We start from the raw sequence: 17,914 nt of genomic DNA on the forward strand, positions 1-17,914 counted from the left end.
TAGCAAGACACGGAGAGAGTATTTAATAACTTTCCTACGTTTTCTATCTCCGTATCGATAGAATTTTTGCCGTTAATACTAATCACTTCCCCGATATCTATTAGTCCTACTTATACCTGAATAATCCTGAGAAAAAATTGCTAAATCGTCAGGATATTACTTTTGTAGCCATGTAAATGTGACTATGCCAATTATAAAGATGACATTCACTGAAGGATATTTATACTGTGTTACAAAAGTTACTATCACAACCCACTAAGGTTGAAATGTTAACTAAGTAGTTGAAATATTGAAAGCCTAGCTGCCGATTTAAATAGCTATTGGTTAAATCAAAAATTTAGCAGCCGATTAAGTCCAGTAATACTGTATCCAATAAAACCATTACAGTTAATTTCTAAAAAAATTGTAATGGAATCTTCAACTATGTTAGTTCATCGTTAATCGCGGGAACAATAGCAACAGTTGAATAGCTGACCGTAATCTAAGCTGACCGAAATCTATTGTTACCTGGAGCCATTGAGACGATCTTATGCCAGCAACATCTTTTTATGCAGATGCCCCCTACAACACCAAAAAGTCCCGCCAGGCTTTGGACTCGGATCTCACGGTTGATGAAAGCGAGTTATCGGTAGATGATTTGCAGGAGCTAGAGATCGCTTCTGTTGACAATGCTAACTTTGCTGCTAGCACTAACCGCCGGAGTACAGACCTGGTACGCCTATACCTCCAAGAAATTGGTCGGGTTCGCTTGTTGGGGCGCGATGAAGAGGTTTCAGAAGCTCAAAAAGTCCAGCGTTACTTGCGGATGCGGATAGTACTTGCTAACGCCGCAAAGCTTGGAGATGAAGTGATTATACCCTATCTAAGGTTAGTTGAAGTTCAAGAACGTCTAACCTCGGAACTAGGACATCGCCCATCTTTGGAAAGATGGGCTGCTACTGCTGATATAGTTTTATCCGATCTTAGGCCAACTTTGGCAAATGGCAAACGTCGCTGGGCAGAAATTGCTAAGTTGACAGTAGAAGAGTTGGAGCAAGTTCAGTCCCAAGGACTCCAAGCAAAAGAACACATGATTAAGGCGAATCTTCGCTTAGTTGTGTCTGTTGCTAAGAAATATCAAAATCGTGGTTTGGAATTGTTGGATTTAGTCCAAGAAGGCACACTAGGTTTGGAGCGGGCTGTAGAAAAATTTGACCCCACTAAGGGTTATCGCTTCAGTACTTATGCTTACTGGTGGATTCGTCAGGGAATTACACGGGCGATCGCAACTTCTAGTCGCACTATCCGCCTCCCTGTCCATATTACCGAAAAGTTAAATAAAATCAAAAAGGCTCAACGCAAAATTGCTCAAGAAAAAGGTCGCACCCCAACTCTAGAAGATTTAGCAACTGAGTTAGAGATGACACCGACCCAAGTTCGAGAAGTTTTGTTACGGGTTCCTCGCTCTGTTTCTTTGGAAACCAAAGTAGGCAAAGATAAAGACACTGAGTTAGGCGAATTACTAGAAACTGACTGTGTGACCCCAGAAGAAATGTTAATGCGAGAATCTTTACAAAGAGACTTGCATCATCTTCTCTCAGATTTAACTAGCCGGGAACGCGATGTAATTTTGATGCGGTTTGGTTTGGCAGATGGTCATCCTTATTCCTTAGCAGAAATTGGCCGCGCTCTCGACTTATCCCGCGAACGAGTTCGGCAAATAGAATCCAAGGCTTTGCAAAAGCTACGCCAACCTAAGCGTCGCAACCTGATCCGCGATTATTTGGAATCTCTTAGTTAATCAATGATCGAGAGTCATTTGTCATTAGTCATTTGTCATTAGAAAACTACACTTGACAAATGACTAGGGACAAAGGACTGATTTGATCTCAGATTGAAAGCCTTTTAGAGGCTTATAGCAAGTAATTTGCATTTAATTGTATAAGAGTTCCCCCAGAGCTTTGCTCAGATATCTTGAAGGTGGGGATAGGTTAAACAATTCAAAAAAAATTTAAAGTCAAGGGATGCAATCGTTACAAGTATCCTAACTATTAACTGTATGCAAATTAAATGCAATACAGTTTATTATTTGAATTTTGATCGAGATTTAATGAATTGTTCTTAAATATTTAGCATAAATTCTCAATAGGCAATGATTGTTGCAAATTGCTCCCAAGATTTGTTATATTCTCAACTAACAAGCTTTGTTGAGAAATATTAGTATGACTGTCTACACAACTACTTCACTCAAGGCAGAACTGAACGAACGAGGCTGGCGATTAACTCCCCAGCGCGAAACAATTTTACACATTTTTCAAGAACTTCCGCAAGGTGAACATTTAAGTGCGGAAGATCTTTATCATCGGCTAGAAACTGATGGTGAAGGGATCAGTCTGTCAACTATTTATCGGACTTTGAAGTTGATGGCGAGGATGGGAATTTTACGGGAATTAGAACTGGGTGAAGGACATAAGCATTATGAGATCAACCAGCCCTATCCTCATCATCACCATCACTTGATTTGTGTTAGATGCAACTCAACTATTGAGTTTAAAAATGATTCAATTTTAAAAATTGGCTCGAAAACCGCTCAAAAAGAAGGTTTTCACCTGCTTGATTGTCAAATGACAATCCATGCAGTGTGTCCCAAGTGCCAACGGGCGCTGATGCCGCTTTAGCACTTGGGTGGATAATCAGACGAAACTACTCAAATTAGCCAAATAAGGGGAATTTTGAGCAGTTCGTAATTTGCTGTTACTAGAGGCTAGCAACGAGTTGGGAACTGATACTAATAACACCAAAGCGGATGTTAAAAGCGTCCGCTCTTAAGATCCTTGAGGCTGATGCCGTAGAATTCTTGGGCTTGTTTAATCGCTTTTTTGGTGTCATCTGCCATTACACCGTTCAGCTTGCCTTTATAAAAACCCCGCTCCCGTAGTCGCGTTTGGATTTCCAGGGTATTAAATTCGCTTTTTTTAGCAGTATTAACTGAGCTATATAACTTAGCTCGTGTAGTTGGGCCAGCAACGCCACTTGCTGCTAAGAAATTAGCTGCCTGGAATCTTCGTACAGCATCGGCAGTGTAGGGGCCATAGTAGCCATTTGGCTCTCCCTCTAAATATCCTGCCTGGATCAATTGTTCTTGGATGATTCTAACTGACTCACCGCGATCGCCTACACGGAGTTTATCTCGATTGACAACCTTTTTAGGAGCCTCTTCTCCATCGCCAATGCCAATTCCTGGCAATTTACGCAATGTTGCGGGGCCAGCAATTCCATCAACGCTTAATTTGTAAGAATCTTGGAACCGCTTCACAGATTCTTCGGTAATTGGGCCAAATATTCCTGTGGCGTTCCCATAATAAAAGCCTGCGATTCTTAAGCGTTCTTGCAAGGCTCTGACATCTTCACCTTCATCACCCTTAGCAAGGTAGTTAGGATTACGGCGTTGGTTGGTGGCTGAACGAACCGAACTAGTAGTACTGGGCTTTTTAGCTTGTGTACTGACAACAGTGGCTTTTTTTGCTTGTGTTGTCGTAGTACTGGACTTTTTAGCTTGCCAGTTTTCTAACTTTTGCAGGGTGCTTGCTCCAACAATGCCGTCCACTGGTAAACCGACGGCTTTTTGGAAGCGCCGCACAGCCTCTTGTGTGGATACATCATATACTTGGGTAACAGAAGCTTGGTAAAAACCTGCTGTTTTCAACTTTTGTTGGAGATTTCTAACAGAGGGACCTTGATCGCCTTTTTCCAGTGCCATAACGCTGCTGACAGCGCCAATAATGGACAATGACAGAGCAAGGGGCAACATATACTTCCAAGCCCTACCAGAAAGCCTTTTCCAGTCTGGTGCAGCTGCTTTGTTAAACAAAGAACTGAGGGATACCAATTCACTGGGTGTGCTGTCTTCGTAGGCGAAAGCTAGGTGCAAATACGCAAGATTTTCCATATTTGTTTCCTACACCATTGATTTTTCTTCGATAACTGCTTCAGCTTGATGTACTAGGTTCCTCAAAGCTTCTAATGTTCCTATATTTACATCCTCCCACAAATTGCGCTTATGTGCTTCTAATAATTTTTCAGCAATATCACGCAGAGCATAAGGGTTCTTTTCCTGAATAAATTCTGACACAACTGGATCGAGCAAGTAAGCCTCTACTATGCCTTGATACATATAATCTTCTACACATTTAGCTGTAGCGTCGTAGGCGAATAAAAAATCTACTGTCGCCGCCATTTCAAAAGCACCTTTGTAACCGTGGCGCATAACTCCTGCAATCCACTTAGGATTAACTACACGAGAACGATACACCCGTGAAATTTCTTCTTTGAGTTGGCGGACTCGTGGTTGGGCAGGTATGGAATTATCACCAAAATATGTTTTGGGGTTTTTTCCCTGTAGAGAACGCACGGCTGCTGTTAAACCACCCTGAAATTGGTAATAATCATCAGAATCGAGTAGGTCGTGTTCGCGGTTATCTTGATTGTGCAGGACAACTTGCATCTGGGATAAGCGTTGCTTGAAGGCTTCGGTATTGGGGACTGGGGACTGGGGACTGGGGACTGAGGATTGGGGATTGGCAATTTTATCCTCCCCTGCTCCCCCTGCTCCCTGCTCCCCTACCAAATTTCCCGAAGAATAGGCGTAAGAACTCCAGTTAATGTAAGCACGGGCTAAATCTTCATCGTCTGTCCAGTTTTGCGATTCGATTAAACCTTGGAGTCCTGCGCCGTAAGCACCTGGGCGAGAACCAAAGATGCGATAGTGCGATCGCACCACGGCTTCTTCTAAAGTTAATCCTTGGCTTGTCCACAATTCAGTTTCTTGGCGAACTGCATCTGCAAGGGGATTTTGTTCTGGTGGTTCATCCAAATCTGCTACTGCTGATACTGCTTGATCGAATAAGTCAATTAAGTTGGGAAAAGCATCGCGGAAGAATCCTGAAATTCGCAAGGTGACATCTACACGGGGCCGTCCCAAAATCGCTAGGGGCAAAATTTCAAAATCTACTACTCGCCGCGCTGCACCATCCCATACAGGTTTGACTCCCAGCAAAGCTAACGCTTCGGCTATGTCATCACCGCCTGTTCTCATGGTGGCTGTTCCCCACAATGATAAGCCTAGTGTTCTGGGATACTCACCATTCTCTTGAGTGTAATATTCTACGAGGGTTTCGGCGGCTTTTCTGCCGATATCCCAAGCTGTCTCTGTGGGAATGGCGCGAATATCGACAGAATAAAAGTTTCTCCCTGTTGGTAGAACTTCTGGGCGGCCGCGCGTGGGTGCGCCAGATGGGGCACTGGGGACGTAACCGCCATCAAGCCCATGTAATAAATGGGTGATTTCTCGATCGGTTTGTTGTAAAGCTGGAAGCAGGCGATCGCGTATCCAGGTAGAGACGCGATGAATCGCGTCTCTACAAGATTCCTGAATTCTGAATTCTGAATCCTGATTTATTAGTTGTTCTACTAAAAGGGCGGCGTGTTCTTCTAGGACTTCAACTATATCGCCAATGGTGCGGCACTCTGTGCCATTGACTATTGAGTATTCACCGCTAGGCATTGACAAATCTGCTGTGAGGGGGTCGAAGTCTAAACCCCAATCTTGAGCTATGGCGCGGGTAATACCTGAAGAATGGCGATTGGGTATGCGAGCGATCGCTACTATTAAATCTCGCAGCTGCTTTCCTTGGGGACATTGCCCAAAAATGTGCAACCCGTCGCGGATTTGGGCTTCTTTCAATTCACAAAGATAACCACCGATGGAATTCAAAACTAGAGATTCAGACTTAAAAATTTCTGTTTCATTTTGGATTCCCAAATCTAGATGGAGATTTTCTTTGATCACCAGTTCGTGGATGCGATCGCGAATTACTGGCAAACGTGAAGGATCTAAACTATCCGCTTCATAATACTCATCAATTAAATTTTCTAACTGTTGCAAAGAACCGTAGAGTTCCGCACGAGTCATCGGCGGCGTTAAGTGATCTATAATCACCGCTTGAGCGCGACGTTTGGCTTGGGAACCTTCACCAGGATCGTTGACAATAAACGGGTACAGGTGGGGAAGTGAGCCGAAAGCCACTTCTGGATAACAATTATTAGATAAAGCCACGCTTTTACCAGGTAGCCATTCTAGATTTCCGTGTTTCCCTACATGAACTACAGCATCAGCACCAAAAGTTTCTCTAACCCAATAGTAGAAAGCTAAATAATCATGGGTTGGTTCTAAATCTGGCGCATGATAATTCAAACTGGGGTCATTATCATAACCTCTTGCTGGCTGAATTCCCACGAAGATGTTGCCGATTTGGATTCCGGGAACGGGGATAGAGGCAGGGGGGCAGGGAGCAGGGAGCAGGGGAGAAGAGCTTTCACCTTTGCCTCCCGCACTTTGCCCCATTTTCCACCTTTCAGTAATACCTTGCTGAACTGCTGGCGGTAATGAAGCGAAATATTCTTGATATTCTTCCCAAGAGACACTTTGGTGTACCGGAAGCCATTCTCTACCTTCCGCATCGTTGGTTACGCCATTTGTCAGCCGTTGAATCAACTCATCTCCTTGAGCAGGTGGATTTTCTACTTCATACCCAGCCTGATGTAAAGCTTGCAGGATTTCTACACAACTAGCTGGGGTATCGAGTCCCACACCATTAGCAAGCCGTCCATTGCGGTTGGGGTAATTTGCCAAAATTAGGGCAATTCGCCGTTCTTGGGGTGGTTTGGAACGTAGACGCGCCCAATTTGCTGCTAGTTGAGCAACGAACTCAATGCGATCGCTGACTGGTTCATAAATTACCACATCTGTCTCTAAATGGGGATTACGAGTTTGCACGGCTTTAAAAGACACAGCACGCGTAATAATCCGCCCATCTACTTCTGGTAGCGCCACATTCATCCCAATATCGCGGGGAGAAAGCCCTTGAAACTGTGACTCCCACTGCTCAATTGATCCGCCACTGAGGATTACCTGCAACACAGGCACATCTAATTTTTCCCACAGTTCGGTTTGGGGTGTTTCGCTTTCCAAGCGTGCTAGTGAAAAACTGGTAGTATTCAGCAGCACAGCTATTGATTCGGCTTCTTTGGGTTGGAAAAATTCACTCAACTCCGCTTGAACATCGGGTTCACGCAATGAGGAAACAAACACTGGCACTGGTTGTAAATTTTTCTGTACCAAGGCTTGGCATAAAGCATCAATTACCTTGGTGTTTCCAGCTAAATAATGAGCGCGGTAGAAGAGGATGCCGACTTTGGGCATGAGGCATGGGGCATGGGGCATTGGGCATTGGAAGCCTTGAGGTTCTGAGGTGGATTCATCCAGTTCCGAGGTGGATGAACGGAGTTCCGAGGTGGATTCATCCGGTTCAAAGGTGGATGAACGAAGTTCTAACTCTCTGCTGCCCCCCTGCTCCTTGGTCACTGAGCGTAGCCGTTCGCGCAGCGTCTCGTAGAGAAGTGCTGCCCCCCTGCTCCCCTGCCCCCCTGCTCCCCATTCATACAATCCCACGCGCGGAATCGGTCGGGGTGGCAGGGGATTGTATGCAGTTAACAGGCAAGTATCAGAGATAAATTGCAGAGCATTAACAAAATTTTCTACTCCGCCTTCACTAAAATACTGCCATACCTGGTTAGCAACACCTAAAGGCACGGTAGACTGAGAAATTAAGTCGGGATCAAAAGCGTCGTCCCCTGGCATTACAATGAGGGTTCTACCATTACGTTGCACAATTTCTTGCACTACTTCTAAGCCATAACCCCAATAAGAACGTCCTCCTAATAGGCGCAAAATAATTACCTGGGCAAGCTCCAAAACTTGCTCTCCATAAGTATCTATGCTCAACTGTTGCTGCAATTGCAACAGATTAGCGACTCTTAAGGCAGGAAATTGTGGAGGTAATTTCGTAACCGCAACTGCCAAAGTTTGAATGTCGGTATCAGCAGCCGTAATCAACACGAAAGGCGCTGGAGTTTGTTCTAGAAAAATTAAACCCTCTGATTGATTCCATCCACCCGATGTGCTACTTATACGATGCATAATGCTGTATTACCGTCTTAAACTATTGGTTATTACACAATCAAAACAAACTTTTTCCCTGCATTTAGCCCCCTCTTACCAGTAATGATTAAAAATGCTTAGTTCTCCTGATTTGAGCTTTTCTCGAACCTTGCCTATTGTTGTATTTAATCAGCTTGGGGAATTGTTGGAACAAATGGCTCAAACAGTGGGAAGTGCCACTCTGGTACTGACAGAAGCTGTTTTGGCGCGGATTTCCATACCTGTGGAGTGGCAAAGGCAAAGGTTTACGTTGGTGGTTTCTGGGCAGTTTAGTGCGCTTTTGTTAGGAAATTTTGAGGAAGGGCAGGGGAGCAGAGGGGCAGGGGAGCAGGGGGGCAGCACTTCTCTACGAGACGCTGCGCGAACGACTACGCTCAGTGACCAAGGAGCAGGGGGGCAGGAAATTCACTCTCTACTCAGCACTCAGAACTCAGCACTCAATGCTAGATTGACATTTAATTTAGAGGCGATCGCTTCTTTTCTGCATGAATTGAGAGACTTGTTTGAGTGCGATTCCTATACTCACCAAAATCTCGAACGCTTTTGCCAAATTATTGGGCCCAATGATGCTACCCTCCAAAGTAAGTTCTCGCTGTTGCTATTAGAATATCTCCTAACTCAGCCAAACCAAGAAATAATAGCACCTCCAAGCCCAACTGCGCCGGCAGTTTATATCTGTCAGCCAGTGGAAGATGCCTTAAAAAAACAGATTTCCCAAGAACGGTTGTTGAATCAGGTAACAACGCAGATCCGCAAAAGCTTGGATTTGCCTGTCATTATGGCAACGGCAATTACACAGGTGCGTGAGTTTCTAGAATTAGACCGATTAGTAATCTATAAATTTGAAGCTTCTAAAGTCAAGACTCAAGAATACCAGTCTTCTACAGATGAGGATAACGGGAAAGGCTCAACTTCTATCTCAGTAAATAATCAATCCTTACTAGAAGACTACCAACAGCATAGGGGTTACATTGTCTATGAAGCCCGTGCTACAGATGCGATTACCTGCGTGTTGAATTACACAGAAAAAAATTGCTTTATGCGAACCTCTCAATGTTGGGAGAAGTATCGCCAAGGCTTTACCTTAGCTGTGGATGATGTCGAAAAAACTTATGCTCTAGAAGAGTGTTTGTTGAATTTTTTAAGGGAAAGCCAAGTGCGGGCTAAGTTGGCAGCACCGATTATACTTGAGAACAAGCTGTGGGGGCTGCTGATTGCTCATCAGTGCAATGAACCACGCCAATGGATTGATAGCGAAAAAAACTTGCTGATTGCGATCGCCGAACAATTAGCGATCGCCATTTACCAAGCTGAGTTAATGCAAACCCTCACCCAAGAAAAACAAACTCTCGAACAACGAGTTATTGAACGCACAATCGGACTACGTGATGCTCTCCTCGCCGCCGAAGCTGCTAACCGCCTCAGAAGTGAATTTCTCGCTACTATCAGTCACGAATTACTCACGCCTTTAACTTATGTGATTGGGATGTCTTCTACCTTGTTACGCTGGCCTTTGGGTGAATTGAGTCAACGACAACGCGATTATCTGCAAACAATCCACGATAGTGGAGAACATTTATTAGAAATGATTAATGACATCCTCGATTTATCGCAAATCGAGGCTGGTAAGACAGCTTTAAATATTTCGGAATTTTCTTTGGTGAATGTTGCAGAAAAGGCTTTAGAGTCACTGCGAAACAAAGCAACAAGCGAACAAATCAATCTCAACCTTGATTTGCAAATCGATCCCAGTCGCGATCGCTTTACCGCCGATGCCGAACGAGTAGCACAAATTCTCTCGAATCTGTTAACTAATGCCATTAAATTCACTCCCGAAAGTGGTAACGTTACCTTGCGCCTTTGGGTGGAGGATGATACCGCTATTTTTCAAGTTGAAGATACCGGTATTGGTATACGCGAAGAACAGTTACCATTACTTTTTGAGAAATTTCAGCAACTCGATACACCCTATCGCCGCCGCTATGAAGGCACTGGACTTGGATTAGCTTTAACTAAACAACTTGTAGAACTCCATCGGGGTCGAATTGAAGTAGAATCAACCATCAGTATTGGCTCCATTTTTACTGTATGGATACCAACTCAGGCAATGAGAGTGCTGAGTTAGGAGTTAAGCAAGAGACGCGATGAATCGCCGTCTTTACAATAATCAGTCTTTTGTAGAGATGGCGATTCATCGCGTCTTTGTGATGATTTATTTCTTCAATTTGAGGCTAGGCTAAGGAGCATTTTTTCAAAAATTCTCAACACAGGTTCCTCTCCATTGTCTCTAGTGAAAATAGTATAATTTGGGTGAGAATTTATTTCAATTAACCAATATTGGTTATCTCGATCTAAGACTATATCTAAACCACCATAATCAATGTCTAATTCTTCAAAAATTGGTTTAGCAAAATTAGCAATCTCTGACAATATTTGTGGATCTTTGATATACTTTGCTTTCGCACCATCCCAGTGAAGAGGGCTGAGGTTGCCTGCAAATTTTGCATTAGTTATATCTTTTTCATAGAGCAGAACTAACTCTTTATTTAGAAAAACGGCTCTATACTCAGATTTTATGTGAATGAACTCTTGAGCGATCGCAACGTAATCATACTTTTTATTATTGATATTAAAAATCTCTTTTAAAGCAGTTTCAACTTCATCTGTATTCTGACATAAAAAAACGTTATGTCCACTTGAGCCAGAATTACGTTTAACAATTACAGGCGTTTCAAAAGTTTTTTTTATTTCTAATATAATATCTTCAAAACTTGGAAATTTTAAGTAAATCTTATATTGCAGGTCACAAAAAGGGGAAAGAAAACCTACTGTTCGAGGAAGTTTAACTTTGTTCTTTAAAATATGGTAAGTATATTCTTTGTCTTTAATAATTTGTGCTACTGCTTGATTTATTATCGGAGTACTATAATTACAAAAATAATGTTGTTTATTATTCAGTTTTATTTTTACTAAGTTTTCAGTCGGATGAATAATTTTATAACTGATATTTAAATTTTCACAAGCTTTAAGCAATAGGGAAAGGTTATCTAACATAAATAATTGAAGTTAAACGTCAAAATTACGAATTATTTTAGCTTGTGTTTGCCGTTTAAAAATCACCATTTCAGTACCGACAACTGGGTTACGCGCTATCAGCTTATCTTGGGAATCAATAATTTCTAAATGGGTAAAATCAAGTTCTTGAGAACGTTGTAATATCTCCGCAGCTAGTTTGTCCTGCTGAGATTCTTTGAGAGTGTACCAATCGTCACTAATTTTGACAGTCAAGTTACTCGTGCGGAAGTTGGCTTGAATTGACTTTATCAGACCAGAGGCAATGCGATCGCTAATTTCAGCTACCTGATTTTCAATAGCTGCAATCAAAGCTTGTTCTGGTGTTAATTCTATAGCTGGTGTCGGCGTTGGGGTTGGGGTGGGAGTTGGTTCCGGTTCCGGTTCTGGCACCGGCGTAATTTCCTCTGGTGGCTGTGGCGGCTGCGGTTCTGGTACAACTGACTCCGGTGGAGTAGTTATCGTTGGTGTCGGTGCAGGAACCTCTTCAACTGGGGGAACTGTTGCTATTTCAGTAGGTTTACCAGTAAAGACAGTTGCAGTTGTCCAAACGAGAATTACAGCAATTCCAGCCACAATTCCCGTCAAAGCTGTATCTGATAACTTTGTTGACAAATTTGATGGTAAAAACAAGCGGATTGTCCTTAACAGTCCGCCCCATCGCAACTGAAGCTGCTGGAAAAAGCCGGGTGTTTCCTCAGTACCCGGTGGGGGTGCTGTCTCCAGTTTCTCCACCGTTGTTTCTAAAACCCCAATCGTCCCTCTCAGAAGTTGGATAATTTTAGCCTTCCAAAATGGCTGAACTCTCTGGTAAGGTTTTTGGGGAGGTTGATTTACCTGCTCATCCGTCGGTTTTGACTGATTGTCTTGTGACATGGAACTTTCACCAAAAGCAGCGAATCAAAGACAAACAACGTACATTATTACTGGTGCTGCCTTCTTTTGCCTTAATGTATCACTTCATTGCTCATTGTTTCCGCTAAACGGACTATTTATCAAATTTGGTGAATTATGAACTTAAAACGCCGTCAATTTTTATTTTTAAGTAGCTTTAGCGCCATTGGTACAGGATTTTTAGCCTGGATGTTAGCTGATAAAAATCATCAAAGTGCTGATATTACCGATTCAACTACAGCTATAGCCGCCAACCCAGTCAAAAAAGACTTGTTATTACGTTTTGTATCTGTGGCTGATACGGGGACTGGGGCTAGAGGACAGTATGCTGTGGCTGGAGCAATGAATGCCTATCACAAACAAAATCCTTATGATTTAGTCGTTTTAGCTGGAGACAATATTTACAATAACGGTGAAATTGAAAAAATTAGTGCAGTTTTTGAGCGTCCTTATCAACCTTTGCTGAAACAAGGCGTGAAATTTCAGGCTTGTTTAGGTAATCACGATATTCGTACTGATAATGGCGATCCACAAGTCAAGTATATCGGTTTTAATATGAAGGGACGTTATTATACATTTAAACGTAATCAGGTACAATTTTTTGCTTTAGATACTAACAGTAATGCTGATTGGAAAAACCAGCTACCTTGGTTAGAAAAAGAATTAAGTATTAGTAATGCTCCTTGGAAAGTAGTGTTTGGACATCATCCGATTTATTCATCGGGTCAGTATGGGAGTAATGCAGATTTTATTAAAACTTTCACTCCTCTATTTCAAAAATACGGTGTTCAACTTTATATCAATGGTCACGAACACAATTATGAACGCACTCGTGCTATTGATGGGACAACTTATTTAATTTGTGGTGCAGGTGCTGGTAATCGTCCTGTAGGGCGTTCTGAGTGGACAAAGTATTCTACGAGTGACTTAAGCTTTGCCTCTTATGAAGTATATAAAGATAGAATAGAAATAAGTGCGATCGCTACTGATAATCGTGTTTTTGATAAAGGTATTATTCAATTAAAATCAGCTTAGTTATATGACTCAGCAAGAACTTCCTCCTGCACTCAAAAATATTGTAGAATCATCTCAAACACCAGATACTCTATTTGATGAACTGTTGGCAGCACTAGGCGATTTTTTACAATCTGATAGATGTTTTCTATGCCTACATAATCCACACAATAACCTTACTAAAGTTGCCTTTTGTTGGATTCGCACTCCAGATATACCTATCGTCTACAATGAAGACTGGGAAGCGCTGCCCACATCTTTAGCAGATGAAGATCCGATGTTTGCGGCTGCGTTACGTGCCAAACCTTCAATCTTTGTCGAAGATGTAGAAACTGCTGATTCTCAAATTTTAAATCGGGAATTTGAAAAGAAGAATTTTGGACATCGCGCCCTGATTCATGCCCATATCCGCGAGAATGGTCAACTTTGGGGAATTTTACAACCATGTATTTTTGGTCATCCCAGAATTTGGACTGAATATGAGCGAGGAGTGATTAATAATCTTGTCGAAAAAATCACGCCTTTAACAGTTTCTTATGTCAAGTCTGCTTTTGATTAGCTGTTTTTTTCAAAGATTTCTTAGCTATATTAGATTATTTCAGCATTTTTATATTTTGCAAGCTCCAAATTAAGTAACGGTGTGTGTGTAGCTCCTATACATAGTTTATTTAAGAAGAGATGGGGAGAATAATAATACTCCCTCATCTCTATCTTTCATTATGCCCCTCTATAACTTTTCAAAAATCTGCTCTTTAAGGCTTTTCAACAATCTGGTCTCTAAGACTATTGGCAAATCCCAGCACTTGGTTTTTCTCTGGTTGCTTGACCCCATTTTTATCAAGGGCTAGCGCTATATCATTAACAAAAGCATAAAATTCACCGTTAGTTAGACCTCTACCAATTCCACTATGAGAAAGCTTCATAGTCCGGCCAGTATATATACAAGGGCCACCTGCTGCTTGGCAGAATTGAGCTATCAGCAACTCACGCAGCCGTTGTTTTGAGTTAGTACTCAAGCCAATAAAGTATTTACCAATCAATGGGTCAGCAAATATGTTTTTTGCGGAATCGTCAATGACGGCGGCAATTGCGTTGTAGCCTCCTAATCTCTTATAAAGAGAACTTCCTGCTGAATTATGGGCTATGGTTACTCTCGCTGCTGATAGTTCAACTGGCGGTGTTGATGTGGAACGAGCCAAACTAGGGCTTAACTTGAAAATAGTCACAACCATGATTGTGATACAAACTAATGTCAACCAGAAAACCTTTGGGAATAGGTTTTTTATTTTCATCTTCAAAGCTCCTCTCTTAAATTTGATGCTAGATCGGTTTTGTTACTTCACACAAAAAAATTGGCTACAAAGATGTAACCTAGGAAATCTAAGCACATTTATGCTTGTAAAAATTAATATGGAATGTCATATAAGCTTTACAATACTGACTTTATTCCATAGTAAATTTCTGAAAAAATCTTTATTTTTTCGTCTACTTTATTACCATTGTGAATAATAATGCCTGAAACAATAAACACACATTTTTCTTAAATGTTGCACTCCAACAGTGCTTGTATTCAAAACGATTGCCTTGAAAATACATTTAATTGTTCAAAATTGTATCACTAATCTCACAAATACTTAACAGCTAGAATAAAACAACCTACTTTTCCCACTTTTCCTACTTTTTAAAATACATAGTTTATTGAAAAGTTTACTAAATAAATCAGCTAGATTTCAAATATGAAGTTAATACCATCACGAGCAGATGAAACAAAAATTAATAAACTGAGACTCAATATTGAAAAGCTAAAATATTTATGTGCAAAAGCTCTTGAGCCGATATTTTAAATCTGTAAATCATCAATACAATCACAGAGGAAGACAGACAAAACTTAATTCTTGGCTTCAGTCAAACTGATTGCAAAGGAAATTACGAAGAGTTTTGTACGGCAATTATCTATTTACCCAAAAACTAGTTTTTAATCTAATCAAGTGTGTGCATAGGTGTAGCCTGTCGTGGCGGCGGTTCTGCTGTTGGGGTATGTTCGCACAGGGTTAGTGAAGAACGAGTGTTTGTAGAAGAGGCACTTTTGGAAACAAACGCCGAATGCACATTATACTAAATAATATTAACTTAATTATCACTACGAAATTTTATGATTCTTGAGGCAGTGATGCTTCCTGTTAAACCTGGTCTAGAATCCGATTTTGAAGCTGCTTTCAAAAAAGCTTCTAAAATTATTTCCTCAATGGACGGATATTTATCCCATGAATTACATAAATGTATAGAAGTCCAAGGGAAATATTTATTATTTGTCAGATGGGAAACTTTAGAATCTCATACTGTCGGATTTAGAAATTCTCCTGAGTTTCAAGAGTAGAAAAAACTTCTGCATCATTTTTATGAGCCATTTTCTACTGTTGAACACTTTGAAGAGATTGAAATATGAAAAACAAGATCCCCGACTTATTTGAAAAGTTGGGAATCTATGACTTTGTTTTCAGACTTTTTGCAACTGTGCTACTCTTGGGTCAACAATTTTTTGTCCCAAGCTGGCAAATTTAATTGCTACAGACATTTTATTACCTGTTCCAAAAACATGAGTAATTTCACCAAGACCAAAAGTTTTGTGTAATACTCGATTGCCTACTTGCCAATTCTGTGATGTGTCTTGTTTACCATTAGAACTAGAGGCACTTTTGGTATAACTTTGACGACTTGCGCGTTTCGTAGCTAATAACTCTTCTGGCAATTCGTCGAGGAATTGCGATCGCATCGCAGGTTCACGAGAACCATACAAACGGCGTTCCCGCGCGTGTGATAAATACAACCTTTCTTGGGCGCGAGTAATCCCCACATAACACAAGCGGCGTTCCTCTTCCAAAGATGCCGGATCGCTTAGGGAACGGTAGCCGGGAAATAGCCCCTGTTCTAATCCCACCAAAAACACTACGGGAAATTCCAAACCTTTGGAAGCGTGTAAAGTCATCAAAGAAACGGCTGTCTGTCCTTCTTTTAAGTTATCCAAATCGGAACTGAGGGCAGCACTACTTAAAAAATCTCGCAGGGAAATCTCTTCGTTTTCTTCTTGAAATTGCAGCGCAGCGTTATAAAGTTCCTGGACGTTTTGTACCCGATCTGTGGCTTCATCTGTGCCTTGATTCATCAAGTCTTGAACGTAACCAGAATCTTCTAATATTCCTTGCAAAACCTCAGTTACCGGAAGCGTGGCAATTTGCCCTTGCCAACGGCTAATCATTGCGGCAAAGTTATTTACAGCTTTTGTCGCCCGTCCAGCTAATGTATTAACTGATGTTTCGTCGCTGAGTATTTCCCACAAAGTTGTGCCTAGTTGCTGGGAGGCATTCATCAAAGCATCAATAGTAGTTTTGCCAACTCCCCGGCGGGGAGTATTGATGACTCGTAATAAACTTACTGTATCAGATGGGTTAGCGATCGCTCTTAAATACGCAATCACATCTTTAATTTCTTTGCGATCATAAAATCTCATTCCCCCCACAACTGTGTAAGGAATTTGATATTTTACCAACAATTCTTCAAAGGGACGAGATTGAGCGTTTGTCCGATAAAGTATGGCAAAACTACCCCAGTCTAACTCTGGATTTTGGTTTTTTAAAGTGTTAATTTGATCGATCACAAATGCCGCTTCTGCAAGTTCTTCATCGGCCTTGTGACAAGTAATCTGTTCACCCGCCCCCCGCGTCGGTTTCAGAATTTTATCAATCCGTTGGGTGTTATTTTCAATCAGTTCATTAGCCGCTTGCAGAATGTTTTCACAAGAACGATAGTTTTCTTCCAGCTTAACCATCGTCCGGGTGTCATCATCTACCAAACCATCACCAAAGTCTTCCTGAAATCCTAGCAAGATGGTGAAATCTGCCATCCGAAAGCTGTAAATTGATTGATCTGCATCGCCGACAACGAAAACTGAGCGATTTTCCCATTGCCATTCGGTCTTTTTGGTTTCGCCATTAGTCACTAATAAATTAATCAGTTGATACTGAGTGCGGTTAGTATCCTGATATTCATCTACAAGGATATGACGAAATTTGCGATGCCAGTAACCCAATACCTGCTCGTTTTGTTGAAATAATCTAGTAGGTACAAGAATAAGATCGTCAAAGTCAAGAGCGTTGTTTTGTGCTAGCTTATCTTGATATAAATTGTAAACTTGGGCAATTACCCGTCCGCGATAATTTGGTTGGTCTTGCTCAAATTCTTGGGGCGATAAACCTTGGTTTTTAGCGTTACTAATAGCGTAACGAACAGAGCGAGCGTCAAACTTCTTATCGTCTAAATTTAGCTCTTTATTAACGAGTTCTTTAATCAGAGTCATCACATCTGATTCATCAAAAATAGAAAAATTACGATTCCACTTGCGTCCTTTTTCGTCTACGTATTTTTCAATATCAAAGCGGAGTATACGAGAAAATAGACTGTGGAAAGTGCCACACCATAAGTCTTTAATAGTGCTTTTGTAAACTTGCGATCGCAGCTGCGTTTGTTGGTATTCTGTCAACAAATCCAATCGCTGACCGTGTTGTTTCATTGCCAGTTGTTCAGCAAACAGCCGTTGAATCCGTTCTTTCATTTCCCGTGCGGCTTTATTGGTAAAAGTAACCGCCAGAATATTCTCTGGATCGACACGGTGTTTCAGAATCAGATTGGCAATACGATAAGTCAGCGCTCGTGTTTTACCGGAACCTGCGCCAGCTACAACTAGCAACGGGCCGCAGTAGTGTTCGACAGCTTGACGTTGACTAGGGTTAAGGTGACTGAGAAAGTCGATGGTTGTTGTCATGGATGTGAAAAAGCGATTGCCTGGTGTCACATCAATAGAGAGTCGCTATTGCCCAGGTTACAATATCCTAACGAAAC

At 41.6% G+C, this 17,914-nt stretch carries 11 protein-coding genes and 1 pseudogene; 6 read left to right on the plus strand and 6 right to left on the minus strand.

Features of this window, described 5'->3' with window-relative positions; genetic code table 11:
* Nucleotides 1–529: 529 nt before the first annotated feature.
* Together sigC and NPUN_RS05085 are read left to right on the plus strand one after the other, a co-directional pair.
* A complete protein-coding gene (sigC, locus tag NPUN_RS05080; RefSeq protein WP_012407749.1) occupies nucleotides 530–1,780 on the plus strand; it encodes an RNA polymerase sigma factor SigC in 1,251 nt (416 codons plus the stop codon).
* Between the two features lie 421 nt (nucleotides 1,781–2,201).
* Entirely contained in the window at nucleotides 2,202–2,657 is a 456-nt protein-coding gene (locus NPUN_RS05085) for a Fur family transcriptional regulator (RefSeq protein WP_012407750.1), read from the plus strand.
* Nucleotides 2,658–2,788: 131 nt separating this feature from the next.
* Here NPUN_RS05085 and NPUN_RS05090 read toward each other — a convergent pair whose 3' ends face one another.
* On the minus strand, nucleotides 2,789–3,928 hold the full coding sequence (locus NPUN_RS05090; protein ID WP_012407751.1) for a peptidoglycan-binding domain-containing protein: 1,140 nt from the start codon (nucleotides 3,926–3,928) through the stop codon (nucleotides 2,789–2,791).
* Between the two features lie 9 nt (nucleotides 3,929–3,937).
* Nucleotides 3,938–8,017, minus strand: a complete 4,080-nt coding sequence (gene cobN / locus NPUN_RS05095; protein ID WP_012407752.1) for a cobaltochelatase subunit CobN — start codon at nucleotides 8,015–8,017, stop codon at nucleotides 3,938–3,940.
* A gap of 94 nt (nucleotides 8,018–8,111) precedes the next feature.
* Between cobN and NPUN_RS05100 the strand changes: the two genes are divergently transcribed.
* The gene (locus NPUN_RS05100) at nucleotides 8,112–10,163 is read left to right on the plus strand and encodes a GAF domain-containing sensor histidine kinase (protein ID WP_012407753.1); all 2,052 of its coding nucleotides are present in this window, start codon (nucleotides 8,112–8,114) and stop codon (nucleotides 10,161–10,163) included.
* A gap of 95 nt (nucleotides 10,164–10,258) precedes the next feature.
* Here the strand turns inward: NPUN_RS05100 and NPUN_RS05105 are convergent, their stop codons facing one another.
* Both NPUN_RS05105 and NPUN_RS05110 read right to left on the minus strand, forming a co-directional pair.
* Nucleotides 10,259–11,092 carry an ATP-grasp domain-containing protein gene (locus tag NPUN_RS05105; protein WP_012407754.1) on the minus strand — a complete coding sequence of 278 codons (834 nt, stop codon included), beginning with the start codon at nucleotides 11,090–11,092 and terminating at the stop codon, nucleotides 10,259–10,261.
* Between the two features lie 12 nt (nucleotides 11,093–11,104).
* On the minus strand, nucleotides 11,105–11,986 hold the full coding sequence (locus tag NPUN_RS05110) for a hypothetical protein (protein ID WP_012407755.1): 882 nt from the start codon (nucleotides 11,984–11,986) through the stop codon (nucleotides 11,105–11,107).
* Between the two features lie 135 nt (nucleotides 11,987–12,121).
* Here NPUN_RS05110 and NPUN_RS05115 point away from each other — a divergent pair, with 135 nt between their 5' ends.
* Both NPUN_RS05115 and NPUN_RS05120 read left to right on the plus strand, forming a co-directional pair.
* On the plus strand, nucleotides 12,122–13,039 hold the full coding sequence (locus NPUN_RS05115) for a metallophosphoesterase family protein (RefSeq protein ID WP_012407756.1): 918 nt from the start codon (nucleotides 12,122–12,124) through the stop codon (nucleotides 13,037–13,039).
* A gap of 4 nt (nucleotides 13,040–13,043) precedes the next feature.
* Complete coding sequence (locus NPUN_RS05120; RefSeq protein WP_012407757.1) at nucleotides 13,044–13,577, plus strand: GAF domain-containing protein; 534 nt, start codon at nucleotides 13,044–13,046, stop codon at nucleotides 13,575–13,577.
* A 193-nt stretch (nucleotides 13,578–13,770) separates the two neighbouring features.
* On the opposite strand, the gene NPUN_RS05125 is transcribed toward NPUN_RS05120, so the two are convergent.
* Complete coding sequence (locus NPUN_RS05125; protein ID WP_012407758.1) at nucleotides 13,771–14,310, minus strand: group I truncated hemoglobin; 540 nt, start codon at nucleotides 14,308–14,310, stop codon at nucleotides 13,771–13,773.
* 860 nt (nucleotides 14,311–15,170) lie between these two features.
* Here NPUN_RS05125 and NPUN_RS05130 point away from each other — a divergent pair.
* Nucleotides 15,171–15,464 (plus strand): annotated as a pseudogene (locus tag NPUN_RS05130) (antibiotic biosynthesis monooxygenase family protein).
* Nucleotides 15,465–15,515: 51 nt separating this feature from the next.
* Here NPUN_RS05130 and pcrA read toward each other — a convergent pair.
* A complete protein-coding gene (pcrA, locus tag NPUN_RS05135) occupies nucleotides 15,516–17,837 on the minus strand; it encodes a DNA helicase PcrA (protein ID WP_012407760.1) in 2,322 nt (773 codons plus the stop codon).
* Nucleotides 17,838–17,914: the final 77 nt, after the last annotated feature.

This window comes from Nostoc punctiforme PCC 73102 (genome assembly GCF_000020025.1).
GTDB lineage: Bacteria > Cyanobacteriota > Cyanobacteriia > Cyanobacteriales > Nostocaceae > Nostoc > Nostoc punctiforme.

Excerpts from the sequence above, each read along its gene's own strand:
- NPUN_RS05085 (WP_012407750.1), top strand. The coding sequence starts at position 2,202 with ATGACTGTCTACACAACTACTTCACTCAAGGCAGAACTGAACGAACGA.
- NPUN_RS05110 (WP_012407755.1), bottom strand. The coding sequence starts at position 11,986 with ATGTCACAAGACAATCAGTCAAAACCGACGGATGAGCAGGTAAATCAA.
- NPUN_RS05115 (WP_012407756.1), top strand. The coding sequence starts at position 12,122 with ATGAACTTAAAACGCCGTCAATTTTTATTTTTAAGTAGCTTTAGCGCC.
- NPUN_RS05125 (WP_012407758.1), bottom strand. The coding sequence starts at position 14,310 with ATGAAAATAAAAAACCTATTCCCAAAGGTTTTCTGGTTGACATTAGTT.
- NPUN_RS05105 (WP_012407754.1), bottom strand. The coding sequence starts at position 11,092 with ATGTTAGATAACCTTTCCCTATTGCTTAAAGCTTGTGAAAATTTAAAT.
- NPUN_RS05100 (WP_012407753.1), top strand. The coding sequence starts at position 8,112 with ATGCTTAGTTCTCCTGATTTGAGCTTTTCTCGAACCTTGCCTATTGTT.
- NPUN_RS05120 (WP_012407757.1), top strand. The coding sequence starts at position 13,044 with ATGACTCAGCAAGAACTTCCTCCTGCACTCAAAAATATTGTAGAATCA.
- cobN (WP_012407752.1), bottom strand. The coding sequence starts at position 8,017 with ATGCATCGTATAAGTAGCACATCGGGTGGATGGAATCAATCAGAGGGT.
- sigC (WP_012407749.1), top strand. The coding sequence starts at position 530 with ATGCCAGCAACATCTTTTTATGCAGATGCCCCCTACAACACCAAAAAG.
- NPUN_RS05090 (WP_012407751.1), bottom strand. The coding sequence starts at position 3,928 with ATGGAAAATCTTGCGTATTTGCACCTAGCTTTCGCCTACGAAGACAGC.
- pcrA (WP_012407760.1), bottom strand. The coding sequence starts at position 17,837 with ATGACAACAACCATCGACTTTCTCAGTCACCTTAACCCTAGTCAACGT.